Annotated in this window: 20 protein-coding genes; 4 read left to right on the forward strand and 16 right to left on the reverse strand. The window is 70.6% G+C overall.

Translation table 11 applies throughout. The annotated features are described in order from the left end of the window. Positions 1 to 55 precede the first annotated feature (55 nt). The 3 genes from hemF to AC1Q5A_RS14890 form a co-directional block, all read right to left on the reverse strand. Complete coding sequence (gene hemF / locus AC1Q5A_RS14880; protein ID WP_492701956.1) at positions 56 to 961, reverse strand: oxygen-dependent coproporphyrinogen oxidase; 906 nt, start codon at positions 959 to 961, stop codon at positions 56 to 58. Between the two features lie 109 nt (positions 962 to 1,070). Beyond that, complete coding sequence (locus AC1Q5A_RS14885; RefSeq protein WP_492702036.1) at positions 1,071 to 1,394, reverse strand: ElyC/SanA/YdcF family protein; 324 nt, start codon at positions 1,392 to 1,394, stop codon at positions 1,071 to 1,073. Next, positions 1,280 to 1,774, reverse strand: coding sequence for a hypothetical protein (locus AC1Q5A_RS14890; RefSeq protein ID WP_492702042.1), 495 nt, complete (start codon positions 1,772 to 1,774; stop codon positions 1,280 to 1,282). The genes AC1Q5A_RS14885 and AC1Q5A_RS14890 overlap by 115 nt, the downstream gene beginning before the upstream one ends. Before the next feature lie 138 nt (positions 1,775 to 1,912). Here AC1Q5A_RS14890 and AC1Q5A_RS14895 point away from each other — a divergent pair, with 138 nt between their 5' ends. The 3 genes from AC1Q5A_RS14895 to AC1Q5A_RS14905 are packed head-to-tail and all read left to right on the forward strand — an operon-like array spanning position 1,913 to position 4,649. Then, positions 1,913 to 3,106, forward strand: coding sequence for a beta-ketoacyl-ACP synthase (locus AC1Q5A_RS14895; protein WP_492701958.1), 1,194 nt, complete (start codon positions 1,913 to 1,915; stop codon positions 3,104 to 3,106). Then, the gene (locus tag AC1Q5A_RS14900; RefSeq protein WP_492701960.1) at positions 3,103 to 3,897 is read left to right on the forward strand and encodes a beta-ketoacyl synthase chain length factor; all 795 of its coding nucleotides are present in this window, start codon (positions 3,103 to 3,105) and stop codon (positions 3,895 to 3,897) included. The genes AC1Q5A_RS14895 and AC1Q5A_RS14900 overlap by 4 nt, the downstream gene beginning before the upstream one ends. After that, entirely contained in the window at positions 3,894 to 4,649 is a 756-nt protein-coding gene (locus tag AC1Q5A_RS14905; protein WP_492701962.1) for a glycosyltransferase family 2 protein, read from the forward strand. Before AC1Q5A_RS14900 ends, AC1Q5A_RS14905 begins: the two co-directional genes overlap by 4 nt. A 6-nt stretch (positions 4,650 to 4,655) precedes the next feature. Here AC1Q5A_RS14905 and fabG read toward each other — a convergent pair whose 3' ends face one another. The 8 genes from fabG to AC1Q5A_RS14945 all read right to left on the reverse strand — a co-directional run bounded on the left by fabG (position 4,656) and on the right by AC1Q5A_RS14945 (position 11,079). Further along, entirely contained in the window at positions 4,656 to 5,393 is a 738-nt protein-coding gene (gene fabG / locus AC1Q5A_RS14910) for a 3-oxoacyl-ACP reductase FabG (protein ID WP_492701964.1), read from the reverse strand. A 19-nt stretch (positions 5,394 to 5,412) separates the two neighbouring features. Continuing rightward, on the reverse strand, positions 5,413 to 5,847 hold the full coding sequence (locus tag AC1Q5A_RS14915; RefSeq protein WP_492701966.1) for a hotdog family protein: 435 nt from the start codon (positions 5,845 to 5,847) through the stop codon (positions 5,413 to 5,415). Next, complete coding sequence (locus AC1Q5A_RS14920) at positions 5,831 to 8,149, reverse strand: MMPL family transporter (RefSeq protein WP_492702038.1); 2,319 nt, start codon at positions 8,147 to 8,149, stop codon at positions 5,831 to 5,833. The genes AC1Q5A_RS14915 and AC1Q5A_RS14920 overlap by 17 nt, the downstream gene beginning before the upstream one ends. 2 nt (positions 8,150 to 8,151) lie before the next feature. After that, positions 8,152 to 8,811 (reverse strand): LolA-related protein, encoded by a 660-nt coding sequence (locus AC1Q5A_RS14925; RefSeq protein ID WP_492701968.1) that lies wholly within the window; start codon positions 8,809 to 8,811, stop codon positions 8,152 to 8,154. Then, entirely contained in the window at positions 8,732 to 9,694 is a 963-nt protein-coding gene (locus AC1Q5A_RS14930; RefSeq protein ID WP_492701970.1) for a lysophospholipid acyltransferase family protein, read from the reverse strand. Before AC1Q5A_RS14930 ends, AC1Q5A_RS14925 begins: the two co-directional genes overlap by 80 nt. Beyond that, a complete protein-coding gene (locus AC1Q5A_RS14935) occupies positions 9,691 to 9,990 on the reverse strand; it encodes an ApeI family dehydratase (protein WP_492701972.1) in 300 nt (99 codons plus the stop codon). The genes AC1Q5A_RS14930 and AC1Q5A_RS14935 overlap by 4 nt, the downstream gene beginning before the upstream one ends. Then, positions 9,987 to 10,706, reverse strand: coding sequence for a COG4648 family protein (locus AC1Q5A_RS14940; protein ID WP_492701974.1), 720 nt, complete (start codon positions 10,704 to 10,706; stop codon positions 9,987 to 9,989). Before AC1Q5A_RS14940 ends, AC1Q5A_RS14935 begins: the two co-directional genes overlap by 4 nt. 103 nt (positions 10,707 to 10,809) lie before the next feature. Further along, on the reverse strand, positions 10,810 to 11,079 hold the full coding sequence (locus AC1Q5A_RS14945) for a phosphopantetheine-binding protein (protein ID WP_027491160.1): 270 nt from the start codon (positions 11,077 to 11,079) through the stop codon (positions 10,810 to 10,812). A 92-nt stretch (positions 11,080 to 11,171) separates the two neighbouring features. On the opposite strand from AC1Q5A_RS14945, the gene AC1Q5A_RS14950 reads away from it, so the two are divergent. After that, positions 11,172 to 12,164: a chorismate transformation FkbO/Hyg5 family protein gene (locus AC1Q5A_RS14950; protein WP_492701977.1), complete on the forward strand. Its 993-nt coding sequence runs from the start codon at positions 11,172 to 11,174 to the stop codon at positions 12,162 to 12,164. 90 nt (positions 12,165 to 12,254) lie between these two features. Here AC1Q5A_RS14950 and glmU read toward each other — a convergent pair whose 3' ends face one another. The 5 genes from glmU to atpG form a co-directional block, all read right to left on the reverse strand. Further along, positions 12,255 to 13,649, reverse strand: a complete 1,395-nt coding sequence (glmU, locus tag AC1Q5A_RS14955) for a bifunctional UDP-N-acetylglucosamine diphosphorylase/glucosamine-1-phosphate N-acetyltransferase GlmU (protein WP_492701979.1) — start codon at positions 13,647 to 13,649, stop codon at positions 12,255 to 12,257. A gap of 72 nt (positions 13,650 to 13,721) precedes the next feature. After that, entirely contained in the window at positions 13,722 to 14,258 is a 537-nt protein-coding gene (locus AC1Q5A_RS14960; RefSeq protein WP_492701981.1) for a hypothetical protein, read from the reverse strand. 228 nt (positions 14,259 to 14,486) lie between these two features. Next, positions 14,487 to 14,912, reverse strand: coding sequence for a F0F1 ATP synthase subunit epsilon (locus AC1Q5A_RS14965; RefSeq protein WP_068096194.1), 426 nt, complete (start codon positions 14,910 to 14,912; stop codon positions 14,487 to 14,489). A gap of 101 nt (positions 14,913 to 15,013) precedes the next feature. Next, on the reverse strand, positions 15,014 to 16,426 hold the full coding sequence (gene atpD, locus AC1Q5A_RS14970) for a F0F1 ATP synthase subunit beta (RefSeq protein WP_114344330.1): 1,413 nt from the start codon (positions 16,424 to 16,426) through the stop codon (positions 15,014 to 15,016). A 190-nt stretch (positions 16,427 to 16,616) separates the two neighbouring features. Next, positions 16,617 to 17,534 (reverse strand): F0F1 ATP synthase subunit gamma, encoded by a 918-nt coding sequence (gene atpG / locus AC1Q5A_RS14975; RefSeq protein ID WP_492701983.1) that lies wholly within the window; start codon positions 17,532 to 17,534, stop codon positions 16,617 to 16,619. Positions 17,535 to 17,536: the final 2 nt, after the last annotated feature.

The raw sequence follows: 17,536 nt of genomic DNA on the forward strand, positions 1-17,536 counted from the left end.
TTGTGGGCGATGCTCTTCCCAATCCCCGTAGAAAGCATCGCCTGCGAACGGCCTCCTACGACAGCCAGTCGCGCGGCTTGAGGTACTCGGCCAGCATCGCCTCGGCGGAGCCGGCCTCGGGCTGGTACGCGTACTCGAAGCGCACGCGCGGCGGCAGGCTCATCAGGATTGACTCGGTGCGCCCGCCCGACTGCAGGCCGAACAGCGTGCCGCGGTCGTAGACCAGGTTGAACTCCACGTAGCGGCCGCGCCGGTACAGCTGGAACTCGCGCTCGCGCTCGCCGTACGGCGTGGCCTTGCGCCGTTCGACGATCGGCAGGTAGGCGTCGAGGAAGCCCTGGCCCACGTCGCGGGTAAAGGCGAAGCAGCGCTCGAAGCCGCCCTCGCTGAGGTCGTCGTAGAACAACCCGCCCACGCCGCGGGTCTCGCTCCGGTGCTTCAGGTAGAAGTACTCGTCGCACCACTGCTTGTAGCGCGGGTAGACGTCCGCGCCATACGGCGCGCACAGGTCGCGCGCCACCGTATGCCAGTGGCGCACGTCTTCGTCCACCGGGTAGAAGGGAGTGAGGTCGAAGCCGCCACCGAACCACCACGCCGGCGATACGCCTTCCTTGCTGGCCTCGAAGTAGCGCACGTTGGCGTGGGTGGTGGGCACGTGCGGGTTCTTCGGGTGCAGCACCAGCGACACGCCGGTGGCGATGAAGCTGCCGCCGGCCAGCTCGGGCCGGTGCGCGGTGGCGCTGGGCGGCAACGGGTGGCCGTGTACGCGCGAGAAGTTCACCCCGGCCTGCTCGAACACCGCGCCGTCCCGCAGCACGCGGGTGCGCCCGCCGCCGCCGGCCTCGCGCGTCCATGCGTCTTCCTCGAAGCGCGCGCCGCCGTCGGCCTGCTCGATCGCGGCACAGATGCGGTCCTGCAATTCGCGCAGGAAGGTTTCGGCCTGGCTGGCTTGCTTGCTCATCGTCTTGCCCGTCGCTGTCGATACGGCAAGCTTAACAAGGCACCGGTCGTCGCCCCTGCGGCGCGGCGCCGCGCCGGCCTGCGCCAGATCAGCGGCCCGGCCGATCGGGTCAGCTGATTCGCTCCGCCATCCGGCGATGCCCGACCAGCCGCGCCCAGCGCAGCCCGAGGTCGGTCCACATCAGGTAGCTGGCCTCGAGCAGCAGCAGGCCGAGGTAGCGCCGCTGCCACGGCAGCGCAGGTTCGGCGGCGACCGGAGTGCCCTCGAAACCGAGCCGGCGTGCCAGCAGCAGGCAGCGCGCCAGGTGATAGCGGCTGGTCACCAGCGCCACCGGCGGGAGACCGGCATCGCCAGCCTCGACCAGCAGCAGGCGGCGAGCGTGGCGCAGGTTTTCCAGCGAACCGACCGAATCCTGTTCCAGTTCCACCCGCACCCCGGCGGACAGGCCGTGTGCCGCAACCAGGCGTGGCCGGCGACGGCCTCGCTGCACCGTCCACCGCTGCAGCCACCGAGCAGGAGCAGGTGGCCGGTCTGCTGCTGCTCGGCCAGCGCCAGCGCCCGGCGCAGGCGCTGCCGGTAGTCGTGCTCCGGCGCGTCGCGCTCGAGCCGGCGGCCGAACACCAGCGCCACCATCCGCCGCGGTGGCGCCAGCGGGCTGCACGCGGCCACCCGACAGACGTGGATCAGGTAACCCAGCCAGACAAGGCCCGCGCTCAGCACCAGCGCCAGCGCGGTGACCAGCGCCGCATGCTGCACGTCGCGGTCGCGCAGGTAGCGCCAGGGGCTGCGTGGCAGGGGCGGAGGTGGCGACACGGGGAAAGCGCGCAACGGGGATACGCCAGCATAGCCGCAACGCCCTGCCGGCGGCCGTTCTTTGGTGGCTGAACGCCCGCTGCGCGCAGACTAGGCATCCGCGGGGGTGCCCGCTACGCTTTCCCGATGCCCTTCCCGATGACACCTCTCGCGGTCACCGCGTACACCGCCACGTCCGCCATGGGCCGCGGCCTGGCGGCCCAGCGCGACGCGCTCGAAGGTGCCCGCGGCGGCCTGCGTCCGAACGACTTCGGCAGCGTACCGCTGGCGTGCTGGATCGGCCGCGTCGACGGCGTGGAGGACACCGCCCTGCCCGCCGCGCTCGCCGCCTGGGACTGCCGCAACAACCGCCTGGCCTGGCTGGGCCTGAACCAGGACGGCTTCCTCGACCGCGTGCGGGCCGCGCGCGCACGCTACCGTGCCACCCGCGTGGCGCTGCTGCTGGGCACCTCCACCGCCAGCATCGGCGCCACCGAGGAAGCCTACCGCCGGCTCGATCCCGGCGGCGGCATGCCCGACGACCTGCGGCGCCCGGCGATCCACGCGCCGCATTCGCTGGCCGCGTTCGCCGCCGCCGCGCTGGCGCTGGAAGGGCCGTGCCTGACCGTCTCCACGGCCTGCTCGTCCAGCGCCAAGGTGTTCGCCAGCGCCGAGCGGATGCTCCACCTCGGCCTGGTCGACGCGGCGGTGGTCGGCGGCGTGGACACCCTGTGCGACAGCGTGCTGTTCGGCTTCAACGCGCTGGAGCTGGTGTCGCCCGAGCCGTGCCGCCCGTTCGACGCCGCGCGCAACGGCATCTCGATCGGCGAAGCCGCCGGCTTCGCCCTGCTCGAGCGCATCGAGGCGGCGCCGGACGCGCCGCGACTGCTCGGCTACGGCGAGGCCAGCGACGCGCACCACATGTCCACGCCGCACCCCGATGGCCTCGGCGCCGAGCTGGCACTGCGCGACGCGCTGGCACGCGCCGGCCTCGACGCGGCGCAGGTGGACTACATCAACCTGCACGGCACCGCCAGCCTGAAGAACGACGAGGTGGAGGCGGCGCTGGTCAGCCGCGCCTTCCCTGCCACCACGCGGGCGAGCTCGACCAAGGGCTTCACCGGCCACACGCTGGGCGCCGCCGGCATCCTCGAGGCGACCATCGCGCTGCAGGCGATCGCGCACGGCCTGGTGCCCGGCAACCTCGGCGGCGACACGCCCGACCCGATCTGCGGCGCGCACTTCGCCTGGCGCAACGAGCAGCGGCGCGTGGACGTGGTGCTCAGCAACTCGTTCGGCTTCGGCGGCAACAACGCCTGCCTCGCGTTCGCCCGCGCGGGATTCGCCGCATGAGCACGCTGCGCGTCCATGTCGAAGGCGTCGGCCTGTGGTCGCCGTCACTGGCCGACTTCGCCGCGCTGCGCGCACTGCTGGCCGGCGCCCCGCCACCGGCACCACCACCGCGTCCGGCCGCCGCCGCGCTGCCGCCGAACGAGCGCCGCCGCGCGCCGGAGAGCGTGCTGCTGGCGGTCGAAGTGGCCGGCCAGGCGGTGGCGATGAGCGGCCGCGACGCCACCGCGCTGGCCTGCGTGTTCGCCTCCGCGCACGGCGACCAGGCGATCACCGACTACATGTGCGCCACGCTGGCGCGCGCGCCGATGGAACTGTCGCCGACCCGCTTCCACAACTCGGTGCACAACGCCGCGGTTGGCTACTGGACCATCGCCACCGGCTGCCACGCGCCGTCCACCGCGGTCTGCGCCCAGCGTGAAAGCTTCGGCGCCGGCCTGCTCGAAGCGGCCAGCCAGGTGCTGGCCGAGCAGCGCGCGGTGCTGCTGGTGTGCAACGACGTCGCCGGCAGCGGCCCGCTCGGCGAACTCACCGCCTGCCGCCAGCCGTTCGGCTGCGCGCTGGTGCTGGCGCCGCAGGCCAGCGCCGCCACGCTGGCCCGGCTCGACCTCGACCTGCAGCCGGGCACCACCACCGACTCACCGCTGCCCGAGCCGCTGGCCGGCTGGCGCAACGGTAACCCCTCGGCCGCCAGCCTGGCGCTGCTGGCCCTGCTCGCCGGCACCGGCGGCCGCTGCCGGCTGGCCGCCGCCGCTACACTGGAACTGGTCGTCGACACGGAACGCGTCGCTTGAACATCCCCGCCGCGCGCTGGTGTGTGTTGATTCCCTGCCTCAACGAGGAGGCCGCGATCCGGTCCGTGCTCGAGTCCGTGCTCGCGCTGGGCGCGCCGGTGATCGTGATCGACGACGGCTCGGACGACCGCACGCCCGAGATCGTCGCCGCCCTGCCGGTAATCCTGCTGCGCCATCACGAACGCCGCGGCAAGGGCGAGGCGCTGCGCCACGGCTTTCACGAAGCGCTGCGCCAGGGCTACGACGCAGTGCTGACGATGGACGGCGACGGACAGCACCTGGCCAGCGACATCCCGCGCATCGTGGCCGCCGCACAACGCTACCCGCAACACATCGTGATCGGCGCACGCCTGCTCGACCGCGAGCAGCAGCCGAAGGGCCGCCGCCGCGCCAACGCGGTGGCCGACTGGGGCATCTCGTGGGCCTGCGCGCAGCCGGTGGCCGACACCCAGAGCGGGCAGCGCTGGTACCCGCGCGCGGCACTGGCGCTGGTCGACCTGCCGGCGGAGAACTTCGTATTCGAGGCGGCGATCCTGATCGCCGCCTCGCGCGAAAAACAGCTCGGCGTGGTCTCGGTGCCGATCGCCTCGCGCTACCACGGCGCATTCCGCCCCAGCCACCTCAAGCCGGTGCGCGACGTCACCCGCATCACCACCTACACGATCGGCCGGGTGTTCCACTATGGCGATATCGTCGCCAGCTACCGCCGCTCACGCGTCGCGCCGCTCGTGGTCGACGGCCCCGTGGTCTGAGCCGGCTCAGCCCATGCCGCCGTTGACGCCGATCACCTGGCCGTTGATGTAGCCGGCCTCGTCCGAGCACAGGAACGCCACCAGCGCGGCGACTTCCTCCGGCCTGCCGGCGCGCTGCGCGGGCACCAGTTCGCGGATGCGTTCGGGCGGGAATGCCGCCTCGGCCATGCGCCCCTCGATCACCCCGGGCGCCACCACGTTGACGGTGATGCCGCGCGAGGCCATCTCGCGCGCCAGCGACTTGCCGGCGCCCACCAGCGCCGCTTTCGCCGCCGCGTAGTTGGCCTGGCCGCGGTTGCCCAGCTGCGCCGCCGCCGAACCGATCGAGACGATGCGGCCGAAGCGCGCGCGCGCCATCGGCAGCAGCAGCGGCTGGGTGACGTGGAAGAAGCCGTGCAACGAGACGTCGATCACCCGATGCCACTGCGCATCGCTCATGCCGGCCATCGGCGCGTCGTCGTGGATGCCAGCGTTGTTGACCAGCGCATGGATCGGCCCTTCGGCTAGCAGCGCGTCCAGCGCGGCGCGGGTCACCTCGGCGTCGGTGACGTCGAACGCGACCGCCTGCGCGCGGCCGCCGCCGGCGATGATCGATGCGGCGGTTTCCTCGGCCCGGGTCAGGCTGTGGTGGCCGTGCACGATCACCTGCCAGCCGGCGGCGGCCAGCGCGTGGCAGATCACGCCACCGAGCTCGCCGCTGCCGCCGGTGACCAGGGCGCGACGTGCGGAAGGGGATTCGGACATGGCGTGGCTCGCAGGCGGATCAGCGGGAAGGATGGATCACCGCGGCGCGTCCGCTGGCGAGCAGCCGGCCGCGATGCTCGACGCGGAACGCATACTGCGCGCCACCGTCGTCGGCGTAAAGGCATTCGGCATGGACGTCCAGCGCGCCGTCGAGCCGATCGACATATTCCTCATGCAGCTGCACCTCGCGCAGGCTGACCAGCCGGCCCGGGCGTACTTCGACCAGGCCGCGCGCACGCGCCAGCAGCGCGCCGTGCACCGCCATCGCCTGCGCGCCGTATTCGGCCAGGTGCACCGCGTGCAGGCCGTGCGCGCTGCGCAGCGGGTTGTCCGCGCGCGCATGGCTGGCGCTGGTCGCATGGATCACGCGCTCGTCCCAGGCCAGCACCGCGTCGAGCAGGCACATCGTGCCCGCGTGTGGAATCAGCTGCGCCCAGTCAGTCTTGTCGAGCATGCGGCGCCATCAGGATCGACAGGCAGAAGTGGAAAGCCACGCCGAGGCTCACGGTAAGCCCGATCGCGCGCAGCACCGGAATCGTGGCCCACGCCAGCATGCCGAACACCAGCAGCGCGGACAGCACGCAGACGATCGTGGCGTGTAGCGTGCGTCGCTGCTCGGCCGCGTCGCCGGTGTCGCGCTCGAAGAACAGCGCGTAGTGCAGGCCCAGCCCACCGGCGAGGATCAGCGCGACCAGATGGAACAGCGAGATCTCGACGCCGGCCACGCGCTCCACCGCCAGCACCAGGAAGGTGGCCAGCGTCATCGGCGCCAGCACGTGCCAGGCGCGGCGCAGGCTGCGCAGCGCGAGCGCGATGGTCAGCACCAGCAGCACCGCGGCGGCCGCGAGCGCCTGCAGGATGCGCGAGCGGTAATCGACCACCAGCGATTCGGAGGCGGCCTTCAGGTCGAGCAGGCGCACCGCGCCATGCGTGCCTGCGCCCAGCGCCTGCAGCGCGGCCACGTCGTGCACGCCGCTGACCGTGCCCAGGCCAAGCCAGTGGCCGTCACGCTCGACCAGCATCGCGGCGAGGCGCTGGCCCAGCGGCGTCTGCGCATAGCGTTCGGGCGTCAGCGGTGGCAGCGTGCGCGCCGTCTGCACATCGTCGACGAACGGCCGGAACAGGTCGGCGCGGAACGGCAGGCCCTGCAACGCCTCGTCCAGCGCATGCTGCAGCGTGGTGCGGTCGGGCAACTTCGCCTGCCGTCCGCGCTGCACGGCCACGCTGGGCAGGTAGCGCGACGGCAGCTCCAGCGCATCGGTGGCATGCCGCGCCAGCAGCGCATCGACCCGCGGCTGCAGCGTTTCCGACAGCGCCAGCACGCCCTGCGCGCTCGGCGCCTCCAGCACCAGCAGGTAGCGCACGTCGGGCGCGCCCAGCGCTTCGCGCAGGCGCGCATCGTGCTGCAGCAGGTCCGGCGGCAGCGGGGTCAGCGCGGCGAGGTTGTCCTGCCAGAACGAGCCGCGGGCCAGCGCCAGCATCGCCACGATCGCCGCGGCGACCACGACGGGAATCCAGCGCGGCCGCGGCAGCCGGTCGACCCACGTGCGCGCCCGCAGCAGCCAGCGCATCGCTGCCACGTCGCGCACACGCCGCGGCAGCAGGTGCGGCAGCAGGTAGCGCGTGCTGAAGCCGGCCACCAGCAGGCCGACGATGGTGAACAGCGCCAGCTGCTTCAGCCCGTTCACGCCGGAGGCGTAGAACGCCAGGTAGGCGATGCAGGCCGAGGCGATCGCGGTGAGCAGCAGCGGCCACAGCGTGCGCACGCTGGCCAGCGCATCCTCGCCGGCGCGGCGGTGGCTGAGCACGCGGATCGGGTACTCCTGCGCCACGCCGAGCAGGGTGAAGCCGAACGCCAGAGTGATGCCGTGCACCGCGGGGAAGGCCACGGTGAGCGCGGCGATACCGGCCAGCGCGGCGCTGGCGATCGGCAGCGCCGACAGCAGCAGCGAGCCGACACTGCGGTACGCCAGCAGCAGCAGCGCGATGAAGCCCACGGTGGAGATGCGCCCGATCCAGTCGGCCTGGTGCCGCGTCTGCGCCGCGGCCACTACGCTGAAGTAGCCCGGCCCGCTCAGTTCGAGCGTTGCACCGGCACTGCCCGGCAGCGCGGCGAACGCCCGGCGGATGCCGTCGATCGCCTGCTGCTGTGCGCCGGGGTCGAAGCCAGCGGCGACGGTCTGCACCAGCAGCAGCGCCTCGCCCTGCGGCGAGAACCACATGCCATCGCGCAGCTCCGGCGACTTCGCCGGCGCCCAGCGCTCGGCCAGCTTCAGCACCTCCAGCGTGGGATCGCGCGGCAGCAGGCCTTTCAGCAGGCTGGCGGCGGGCGAAGACAGGTCGTCCAGCCGCTGCTGCAGCTGGTCGGCGAGATAGGCCTGGTCGAGCGGCTGCGTGTCCAGCGTGGGCGACAGCAGGTAGCGGTATGGCAGCAGGCCCGCATCCAGCGCGCCGAGGTCGAAGCTGCCGTTGAGCACCTGGCTGTAGCGCTTGTCGTTTTTCAGCGCGGCGGCGAGGCCCTGGCTCAGGCCCGCCAGCCGTGCATCGGGCTGGCCACTGATCGACAGCAGCAGCAATCGCGAACCCGGCCCTTCGCCGACCTGCTCCATCAGCAGGCGCTGGTCCGGCGTGGTCGGCGCGGGCATGAAGCTGCGCAGGTCGGTACTGACCTGCAGGCGCTGGCTGACCATCCAGCCGAGCCCGGCCAGCGCCAGCAACCACGCGATCAACAGCGTCGCGCGAGCGCCGGCACGCATGCTCACGGCGCGCCCCGGCACAACGCCTCGAGCGCCTCGCGGGTGGGTGCGGCCGGCATCCGCGCGGCCAGCGGGCCGAGCAGGTCGACGGCGAGGTCGCCGTCGGCTTCCTGCAGGTGCATGCAGCGCGATGCCTTCGCGTAGCCGTCGATGCGGATGCCGGCCACGGTCTTCGCCACGCGGGCGTCGCGCGGCACCAGGGTCAGCGTCCACGCACCGCCGGCGTCGCCACCCTGGCGGATCTCGAATGCCTGCTGCAGGCGCGAGGCGTCGCCACTGAGCAGGGCCACGAAGCTGTCCAGCAGCACCTGCAGCTGCGGCGCGCGTTTCAGCGAAAAGTGCCGCGGGCTGCGGCCGTCGCGCTGCTGGGTCACCTCGCCGTCGGCGATGGTGGCGGTTTCCTGCTGCGGATGCTCGACGCGCCGCTGCAGCCGGTCGCCGCCCAGCCACGACAATTCGCCGGAGACCACCAGCGGCCTGTCGAGCACCTGCAGGAAGCGCGCCTCGGCGAACGCGGTATGCGCCGGTGCCGGCTGGCCCAGTGCGGCGATCAGCGTCGAGGCCGAGGCAGCCGGTGAGGGCTCAGACGCCGACGCGCTCGCCCACGGCAGCAGGCTCAGCAGCAGGCTCACCAGCAGCGGGCGCGTCTTGCCAGAAATCATAGAAGTTGAACCAGTTGTAGGGAGCGACGTGGATGTAGTGTTCCAGCCGTTGCGCATAGCGGGCAATCAGGGCATCCAGTGCCGGGCCGCGATCATGCCGCGGGATCTCCACCCGCTCGCTGAACGGCTCGAAGATCAGCTTGTAGCGGTTGCTGCCCAGGTACAGGCCGAAACACAGCACCACCGGCACCTGCAGCGTATGCGCCAGCAGCCAGGGGCTGATCGGGAACGGCGCGGGGAAACCGAGCAGGCCGGTACGCCGCAGCACCTCGTGGCCGCGGCCGCGGTCAGCCAGCATCGCCACCAGCGCGCCCTCGTGGCAGGCCTCGGCCATCGCCAGTGCGATCGTGGTGCCGTCCTGCGCCGCGTCGATCACGCAGGCGCCCACCTCCGGCGCCAGCGCTTCGAGCAGCTCGGTCATTGCCGGGGTTTTCTGCTTGTCCAGCACCACCCGCAGCGACATCTGCGGCCGGCGCGCACCGATCGCGCGCAACGCCTCGAAGCTGCCCTGGTGCGAGCCGAACAGCAGCACGCCGCGGCCCTGGGCGATCCGTTCGTCGAGCAGTTCCAGGCCTTCGGTCTCGATCCGGAACGGCCGCTCGCCGTGCGCCAGCAGGAAGATCCGGTCCAGGGTGGTGGCGGCGAAGCAGTGGAGGTGCCTGAGCACCTGCCACGCCGTGGCCGGCCGCCCGAACACGCGCTGCAGGTACTGGCGCGAGGCCCGTCGTTCCGGCCCGCGGCGCAGGAAAAAGTACAGCGTGATCGGATACAGGCAGAACCGGCCCAGGCGGCGCCCACCGTGCAGCGCGATCGTGCGGATCAGCCACAGCGCGAAACGGCCGCCGCCTTCGGGCCGGCTCTGCCAGTGGGCGTGCGTACTCACGGCGCACCCGCGACCAGGCCGCGCGCCAGCAGGATGCCGTCACGCCGGATCTCGAAACGGATGCGCGATCCGTCCATCGCCGTCAGATGCAGCTGCGCCGTCTCGTCCGGCAGCAGCGGCGCCGCGAATTTCGCGTCCAGCACGCGGCCCAGCCGCTGGCCGCGCCAGGTGCGCAGGGCCAGCGCCACCTGCTCCAGCAGCACCACCCCCGGCACCAGCGGCGCACCGGGGAAGTGGCCGGGCAACGCCGGATGCTCCGCACCGACGCACAGCGCCTGCTCGAAGCCGGCGTTCATGGCGCCACCGCGCGCTTGCCGCGCAGCAATCGGGGCCAGTGCAGCGCCAGCTGCAGCAGCATGTCGTGCAGGCCGGGATGCGGCAGATGGCGCAGTCGCCAGCGGCGATAGAGGTATTCCAGCAGAAACGCCGCGCCCAGCAGCAGGTAGCCACCCAGGTGCAGCCACGTCGCGGCCCAACGCTCGGGCACCGGCAGCGGCGAGGCGACGCCGGCGCGCGCCAGCAGCCCGCTCTGGTCGGCGCATAGCAGCAGCACGGCCAGCAGCAGCGCCTGGGCGCCGAGCAGCGCCGTCCAGAACCAGGTGACCTGGCGCGCGTAGGCGGCCACTCCAGGCTGCTGCAGGCGTTCGGCGCCTTCGATGGCGACGATGAAGCGCTGCACCAACGGCTCGGCCGTGCCCAGCGTGCGGCCGAACCAGTACGCCAGCAACGCATTGATGAGCACCGGCACCGTCTCCAGCAACAGCTCGGCAAAGCCGTACCGCCAGGTCAGCAACAGGCCGGCCAGCAGGCCCGACCACAGCAGCCACGACGCGGCGCGGCGTGCCAGCAACTGCGGCAGCAGCAGCACGGTCAGCAGCAGGACCAGCGCCAGCAACGCGAAGACCTGCCGCTGCGTCACCGCGCCGGCGAGCGCCAGCAGCGGATAGGCCGGCAGCAACAGCAGGCCGTAGCGCCGCGTGGCGTGATCGGACGAAAGTGAAGAGGACGTCATGCCGGGTTCCGCATCGGCTCCGCTGGAATGTCGAGCCTGCCACGGACGATGGAACGCCACCTGAAGGAAGCGTCGCGGGCGCGGCCGGGCCGGACCGCCGGAGTCAACCGGCGCGGTGCTGCTCGACGTGCGCGGACAGTGTGCGCAGGCTGGTGAAGATCTGCCGGTTGTCCGGGTTGTCCGAGCGCAGCTGGAAGCCGTAGCGTTTGGACACGGCCAGGGCGATTTCCAGCGCGTCGATCGAATCCAGCCCCAGCTCGCCGCCGAACAGCGGCGCATCCGGGTCGATCTGTTCGGGGGTGACGGAGTCGAGATTCAGGCATGCCACGACCAGGGTGGCCAATTCGTGCTGCGCCGCTGTCTGTTCCGCCATGCTCGGTTCCGTACGCTGAATGCATTGCCTCCCCCCGGTGGCAGTGGGCGCGGAGTGTAACATAGCGCCCCTATCGTTCCCGGTTGCACGCCATGATTCAGGGATGTGAAAACCCGCAGATCGACCTGCGGCCGCGCCGCGCACCGCAGGTGTCCTACCGTGTCGCCGACATCGCTGCCCCCCTGGCCGAGCCCGGCACGCTGGCGCTGTTCGGCTTCGCCGCGGCAGCGGCGCCCAGCGGCGACCCGCGCTACCTGCAGGTGGCGCTGGAGAGCTTCGGTCCGCCCGCGCCGCTGGAGCTGTGGCGGGTCGACGCGGCCGTGCACTGCGGCCGCGACGGTGCGCTGCGCTGGTCCGCCGGCGGCGGCTGGCTGTTCGCGGCGATCGAGCTGGACGAGCACGAGCACGGCGGTCCCGCCGCCACCGCGCAGCTGGCCTACGAGCGGCTGCACCATTTCGTCGCTGCACGCGACGAACGGCACGTGCTGCGCGTATGGAACTACCTGGGCGCGATCAACCAGGGCGAGGGCGACGCGGAGCGCTACAAGCACTTCTGCGACGGCCGTGCCGCCGGCATGGGTGACTTCTTCGCCGAAGGCTTCCCCGCCGCCACGGCGATCGGCCACCACGGCGATGGGCACCGTCTGCAGGTCTACCTGCTGGCCTGCGACCAGCCCGGCCAGCGCGTGGAAAACCCGCGCCAGGTCAGCGCCTGGCGCTACCCGCGCCAGTACGGCCGTACCCCGCCCAGTTTCGCCCGCGCGATGGCGCTGCCGGCGCAGGACGTGCTGGCGATCTCCGGCACCGCCGCCGTGGTCGGCCACGCCTCGGCGCACGAGGACAACCTCGACGCCCAGTTGGAGGAAACCCTGCTCAACCTCGAGGCGCTGCTGGCCAACGCCGGCATGGCCGCCGGCTTCGACACCCGCGCACCGCTGAAGGCCTACGTACGCCACGGCGCGGACGCCGCACGCGTACGCTGCTTCCTGCAGCAGCGCCTGCCCGGCGTGCCGGTGCTGCTGCTGCACGGCGACATCTGTCGCCGCGAGCTGCTGGTGGAGATCGACGGCTGGCGTTACGCGTAGGGCGAGAAATGAGTGAAGAGGAGTGAGAGAAAAGCCGAAGCGCGTTCCGCGGTTGCCTTCTCTCACTCCTCACTCCTCACTCCTCTTCACTCACTCCTGCTTCACCGGCCGCTTCCATCCCTCGAACGTCTGCTGCTTGCCGCGCGCCACGGTGAGTTCGCCGGCCGGGGCGTCGCGGGTGATCACCGAGCCGGCGCCGATGGTAGCCTGGGCGCCGATCGTCACCGGGGCCACCAGCGCGCTGTTGGAGCCGATGAAGGCGCCGTCCTCGATGCGCGTGACGAACTTGTTCACGCCGTCGTAGTTGCAGGTGATGGTGCCGGCGCCGATGTTGACGCCGCGCCCCACCACGGTGTCGCCGAGGTAGCTGAGATGGTTCGCCTTGCTGCCTTCGCCGAGGCGGGCCTTCTTGGTTTCCACGAAATTGCCGATGTGCACGCCGGCGTCGAGCTCGGTGCCGGGGCGCAGCCGCGCGAACGGACCGATCGTGCAGGGGCCATGGGTGACCACACCGTCCAGGTCGCAGTGCGGCTGCACCACCGTGCCGGCGGCCAGTTGCACGTCCTTCAGCCGGGTGAACGCACCGATGCGCACGTCGTCGCCGAGCGCCACGCAACCCTCGAGGATCACGTCGATGTCCAGCTCGACGTCGCGCCCCGCCTCGACCGTACCACGCACGTCGATGCGCAGGGGATCCGCCAGCCGCACGCCGGCCGCCATCAGCGCCTGCGCGGCGCGCCGGCGGTAGGCCGCTTCCAGTTCGCTCAGCTGCAGCGCGTTGTTGGCACCGGCGGCTTCGAGCGGATCGGCGCATTCGACGCTGAGCGCGGACCGGTGTTCGGCGGCAGCCATGCCGAAGATGTCGGTGAGGTAGTACTCGCCCTGTGCGTTGTTGCGCTCGAGCCGACCGATCCAGCCGCGCAGAGACTGGGCGTCGGCCACCAGGATGCCGGTGTTGACCAGGTTCACCGCACGCTGGCCGTCGTCGGCGTCCTTCTCCTCGACCACCGCGCGCACGCGACCGTCGCCGTCGCACAGCACGCGGCCGTAGCCGTGCGGATCGGCCAGCCGGGTGGTGAGCAGGCCGAAGCCGCCCGCCACTGCCGCCAGCTGCTGCAGGGTCTCGACCCGGGTCAGCGGCACGTCGCCGTACAGCACCAGTACGCTCACGCCATCGGGCACGCCGGCCAGCGCCTGCTCCACCGCGTGGCCGGTGCCCAGCCGCTCGGCCTGCAGCACCCAGCGCAGAACCTGCCCCGGACCTGATCCGGGGTCGGCCTGACCGGCGAACGCCGCCTGCACCTGCTCGCCGCCGTGGCCGTAGACGACGTGGATGGCCGCCGGCCGCAGCGCGCGCGCGGCGTCGATCACGTGCGCCAGCAGCGGCCGGCCGGCGAGCGGCATCAGCACCTTGGCCCGGTTCGACTTCATCCGCGTGCCGGCACCGGCGGCGAGGATGATGACGTGTAGGGAAGCGTGGTTCATGGATGAGCCCTGGCACGAGGTAATCAAAAAAGCATATCAGCCTGTGCTGTCCGCCGGCTGACGGGAGAGGGCTCAGGGCTGCGCCGCCGCGGACGACACCGTGGGCTTGCCGGCATGGCACTCGAAGCGGAACACGTAGGCCAGGCTGAACGGTTTCGTCCCGCTGTCCACCACATGGCTGCTGCCGTCGGCATCGGCGGCCCAGCGGGTGATCGTCAGGGGATCGAACTGCCACTGCAGCGCGGCCGTGCGCACCGCATCGATGAAAGCGCGGCGGCCCGCATCGGCTCGGGCCTCGCCCGCCACGCGCACCTCGCCGACCCGGCCCTGTCCGTCGACGATCAGCAGCGCCGGTACCTCCTGCGGTGGCGGGCAACCCGCCAGCAGCTCCGGCGGATACACCGGCGCCACGCGCTTGAATGGCGAGGCGCCACTGGACACCTCGCCCAGCGCCAGCGGGTAGCGCACCATGCCGGGCGGCACGGCCACCCGCCATGACGCATCGCCGGTAGCCGGCGGCGGTGGCCGGTGGTGCGTTGTGGCGCAGGCCGCCAGCAGCAGCCACAGCACGCAGCCACCATGGCGGAAAGCGGACAGCGATCCCGTCATCGGCCTCTTCACGTGTGCCACCGGAAGCTGCATCGTGCCGATACGAAAACGCCGGCACAAGGCCGGCGTTCTCTTCCGCGATATTCATCGAAGCAACCGCTTCTATTGAAAGTGCGGCCATGGATGGCCGCCTTTTGATCTCGCTCTGCACTCATGGATGAGTGCACGAACCTCATTTCCATGGATGGCCGCCCGTGTGATCTTCGCGCTCACGGACGAGCGCAAAAGCTAATGCTTGAGGCTCTTGCGCAGCCGCTCCAGCGCCTGCAGCTGGGTGATCGCCTCGGCCAGCTTGGCCTGGGCCTCGGCAATTTCCATCGCGTCGGTGCGGTTGGCCAGCGCGTCCTCGGCTTCCTTCTTGGCGCGCTGCGCGGAGGCCTCGTCCAGGTCGGCGGCGCGGGCGGCGGTATCGGCCAGCACGGTGACCACCTGCGGCTGCACTTCCAGCATGCCGCCGGAAATCCAGAACTGCTGGCGCTCGCCACCGGCCAGCAGCACGTCGACGTGGCCCGGCTTGAGGCGGGTGATCAGCGGCGCGTGGCGCGGCGTGATGCCGAGTTCGCCGATCTCGCCGGTGGCGACGACCATCGTCGCGTCGCCGGAGAAGATCTCGGCTTCGGCACTGACGATGTCGACGCGAATGGTGTGGGTCATGGTGTTCTCTCGCTACGCTCGCGGGGAATGGGGGTACAAGGAAAAGCTGGCTCAAATCGCGGCGATGACGCCAGCTTGTCCATGCCCTTGGCGAAAGCCGCTTACGCGGCCTTCTTGGCGCCCATCTCCTCGGCCTTCTTGATCGCCTCGTCGATGCCGCCGACCATGTAGAACGCCTGCTCCGGCAGGTGGTCGACGTCGCCGTCCACGATCATCTTGAAGCCGCGGATGGTTTCCTTCAGCGACACGTACTTGCCCGGCGAGCCGGTGAACACCTCGGCCACGTGGAACGGCTGCGAGAAGAAGCGCTCGCACTTGCGCGCGCGGGCCACCGCCTGCTTGTCCTCTTCGCTGAGCTCGTCCATGCCCAGGATCGCGATGATGTCCTTCAGTTCCTTGTAGCGCTGCAGCGTGCCCTGCACCTTGCGCGCGACCTCGTAGTGCTCCTGGCCGATCACGTTCGGATCGAGCTGGCGGCTGGTCGAGTCGAGCGGGTCCACCGCCGGGTAGATGCCCAGGCTGGCGATGTTGCGCGAGAGCACCACGGTCGCGTCCAGATGGGCGAAGGTGGTCGCCGGCGACGGGTCGGTCAGGTCGTCCGCGGGCACGTAGACGGCCTGGATCGAGGTGATCGAGCCGGTCTTGGTCGAGGTGATGCGCTCCTGCAGCACGCCCATTTCCTCGGCCAGGGTCGGCTGGTAGCCCACCGCCGACGGCATGCGGCCGAGCAGCGCGGACACTTCGGTACCGGCCAGCGTGTAGCGGTAGATGTTGTCGACGAACAGCAGCACGTCCTTGCCTTTGCCGGTCTCGTCCTTCTCGTCGCGGAAGTACTCGGCCATGGTCAGGCCGGTCAGCGCCACGCGCAGGCGGTTGCCCGGCGGCTCGTTCATCTGGCCGTAGACCATCGCCACCTTGTCCAGGACGTTGGAGTCCTTCATCTCGTGGTAGAAGTCGTTACCCTCGCGGGTACGCTCGCCCACGCCGGCGAACACGGACAGGCCCGCGTGCGCCTTGGCGATGTTGTTGATCAGCTCCATCATGTTGACGGTCTTGCCGACGCCGGCGCCGCCGAACAGGCCGACCTTGCCGCCCTTGGCAAACGGGCAGACCAGGTCGATCACCTTGATGCCGGTTTCCAGCAGGTCGTTGGCCGCGGCCTGGTCGGCGTAGCTCGGCGCCTCGCGATGGATCACCCAGCGGTCCTGCTCGCCGATCGGGCCGGCTTCGTCGATCGGATTGCCAAGCACGTCCATGATGCGGCCGAGGGTCTGCTTGCCGACCGGCACCTTGATGCCTTCGCCGGTGTTGCGGGCCACGAGGCCGCGCTTCAGGCCTTCGGTGGAACCGAGCGCGATGGTGCGCACGATGCCGTCGCCCAGCACCTGCTGCACTTCCAGCGTGATCTCGGTGCCGTCGATCTTCAGCGCGTCATACACCTGCGGCACCTGGTCACGCGGGAACTCCACGTCGATGACCGCGCCGATGATCTGAACAACTTTGCCCTGGCTCATGCTGATAGCTCCGGATGAATCTCTAAGTGTCTTGTCATAGCGCCGACGAAGCGTCGCTTCATTTGAGAGTGCAACCACGGATGGTTGCTTTTTGATGTTGCCTTGCGATCACGGATGATCGCTTTTGTTCAACGTTGCGGCCACGGATGGCCGCTTTTTGATCTTGTTCTGCGATCAGGGACGATCGCACTTATACCGCCGCCGCGCCTCCGACGATTTCCGAAATTTCCTGGGTGATCGCGGCCTGGCGGGCCTTGTTGTAGACCAGGGTCAGTTCGCCGATCACCTTGTTCGCGTTGTCCGACGCGCTCTTCATCGCGACCATGCGCGCGGCGTGCTCGCTGGCGAGGTTCTCCAGCGCCGCCTGGTACACCACCGACTCGATGTAGCGGGTCAGCACGTGCTCCAGCACGGTCTGCGCGTCCGGCTCGTAGATGTAGTCCCAGTCGTGGCTCGCTTCCAGCTTGACCCCGGCATAGGCCGACTCGCCCGCGTCCTGGTGCGCTTCCATCTCCGCGGCCACCAGCGGCAGCGGCAGCAGCGCGTCGATGGTCGGCTTCTGCGTCATGGTGTTGACGAAGTCGTTGTAGGCGAGGAACACGCGATCCAGGCCGTTGGCCTGGTAGGCGTCCATCATCACCTTGATCACGCCGACCAGCTGCTCGAGCTTGGGCTTCTCGCCGAGATGGCTGACGCTGCCGACCAGGTTGACGCCCTTGAGCCGACGGAAGAACGCCACGGCCTTCTGGCCGATCGCCACCACGTCGACCTGCACGCCCTGCTTCTGCCAGTCGGCGATCGCCGGCAGCAGGCGGCGGAACAGGTTGGAGTTGAGGCCGCCGCACAGGCCGCGATCGGTCGACACCACGATGTAGCCGACCCGCGCCACGTTGTCGCGCTGGACCAGGAACGGATGGCTGAAATCGGTGCTGGCCTGCGCCACGTGCGCGATCACCTTGCGCATGGAGCGCGCATACGGGCGCGAGGCCTTCATCAGGTCCTGCGCCTTGCGGATCTTCGAGGCCGAGACCATCTCGAGCGCGCGCGTCACCTTGCGCATGTTCTGCGTGCTCTTGATCTTGGTTTTGATTTCGCGTCCGCTTGCCATGC

The organism is Rhodanobacter sp. GW835-FHT13D09, from assembly GCF_058793995.1.

Bases quoted from the DNA above. Each gene is read 5' to 3' on its own strand.
- hemF (WP_492701956.1), bottom strand. From the start codon at position 961: ATGAGCAAGCAAGCCAGCCAGGCCGAAACCTTCCTGCGCGAATTGCAG.
- AC1Q5A_RS14895 (WP_492701958.1), top strand. From the start codon at position 1,913: ATGACACCTCTCGCGGTCACCGCGTACACCGCCACGTCCGCCATGGGC.
- AC1Q5A_RS14900 (WP_492701960.1), top strand. From the start codon at position 3,103: ATGAGCACGCTGCGCGTCCATGTCGAAGGCGTCGGCCTGTGGTCGCCG.
- fabG (WP_492701964.1), bottom strand. From the start codon at position 5,393: ATGTCCGAATCCCCTTCCGCACGTCGCGCCCTGGTCACCGGCGGCAGC.
- AC1Q5A_RS14915 (WP_492701966.1), bottom strand. From the start codon at position 5,847: ATGCTCGACAAGACTGACTGGGCGCAGCTGATTCCACACGCGGGCACG.
- AC1Q5A_RS14920 (WP_492702038.1), bottom strand. From the start codon at position 8,149: ATGCGTGCCGGCGCTCGCGCGACGCTGTTGATCGCGTGGTTGCTGGCG.
- AC1Q5A_RS14925 (WP_492701968.1), bottom strand. From the start codon at position 8,811: ATGATTTCTGGCAAGACGCGCCCGCTGCTGGTGAGCCTGCTGCTGAGC.
- AC1Q5A_RS14935 (WP_492701972.1), bottom strand. From the start codon at position 9,990: ATGAACGCCGGCTTCGAGCAGGCGCTGTGCGTCGGTGCGGAGCATCCG.
- AC1Q5A_RS14940 (WP_492701974.1), bottom strand. From the start codon at position 10,706: ATGACGTCCTCTTCACTTTCGTCCGATCACGCCACGCGGCGCTACGGC.
- AC1Q5A_RS14945 (WP_027491160.1), bottom strand. From the start codon at position 11,079: ATGGCGGAACAGACAGCGGCGCAGCACGAATTGGCCACCCTGGTCGTG.
- AC1Q5A_RS14950 (WP_492701977.1), top strand. From the start codon at position 11,172: ATGATTCAGGGATGTGAAAACCCGCAGATCGACCTGCGGCCGCGCCGC.
- glmU (WP_492701979.1), bottom strand. From the start codon at position 13,649: ATGAACCACGCTTCCCTACACGTCATCATCCTCGCCGCCGGTGCCGGC.
- AC1Q5A_RS14960 (WP_492701981.1), bottom strand. From the start codon at position 14,258: ATGACGGGATCGCTGTCCGCTTTCCGCCATGGTGGCTGCGTGCTGTGG.
- AC1Q5A_RS14965 (WP_068096194.1), bottom strand. From the start codon at position 14,912: ATGACCCACACCATTCGCGTCGACATCGTCAGTGCCGAAGCCGAGATC.
- atpD (WP_114344330.1), bottom strand. From the start codon at position 16,426: ATGAGCCAGGGCAAAGTTGTTCAGATCATCGGCGCGGTCATCGACGTG.
- atpG (WP_492701983.1), bottom strand. From the start codon at position 17,534: ATGGCAAGCGGACGCGAAATCAAAACCAAGATCAAGAGCACGCAGAAC.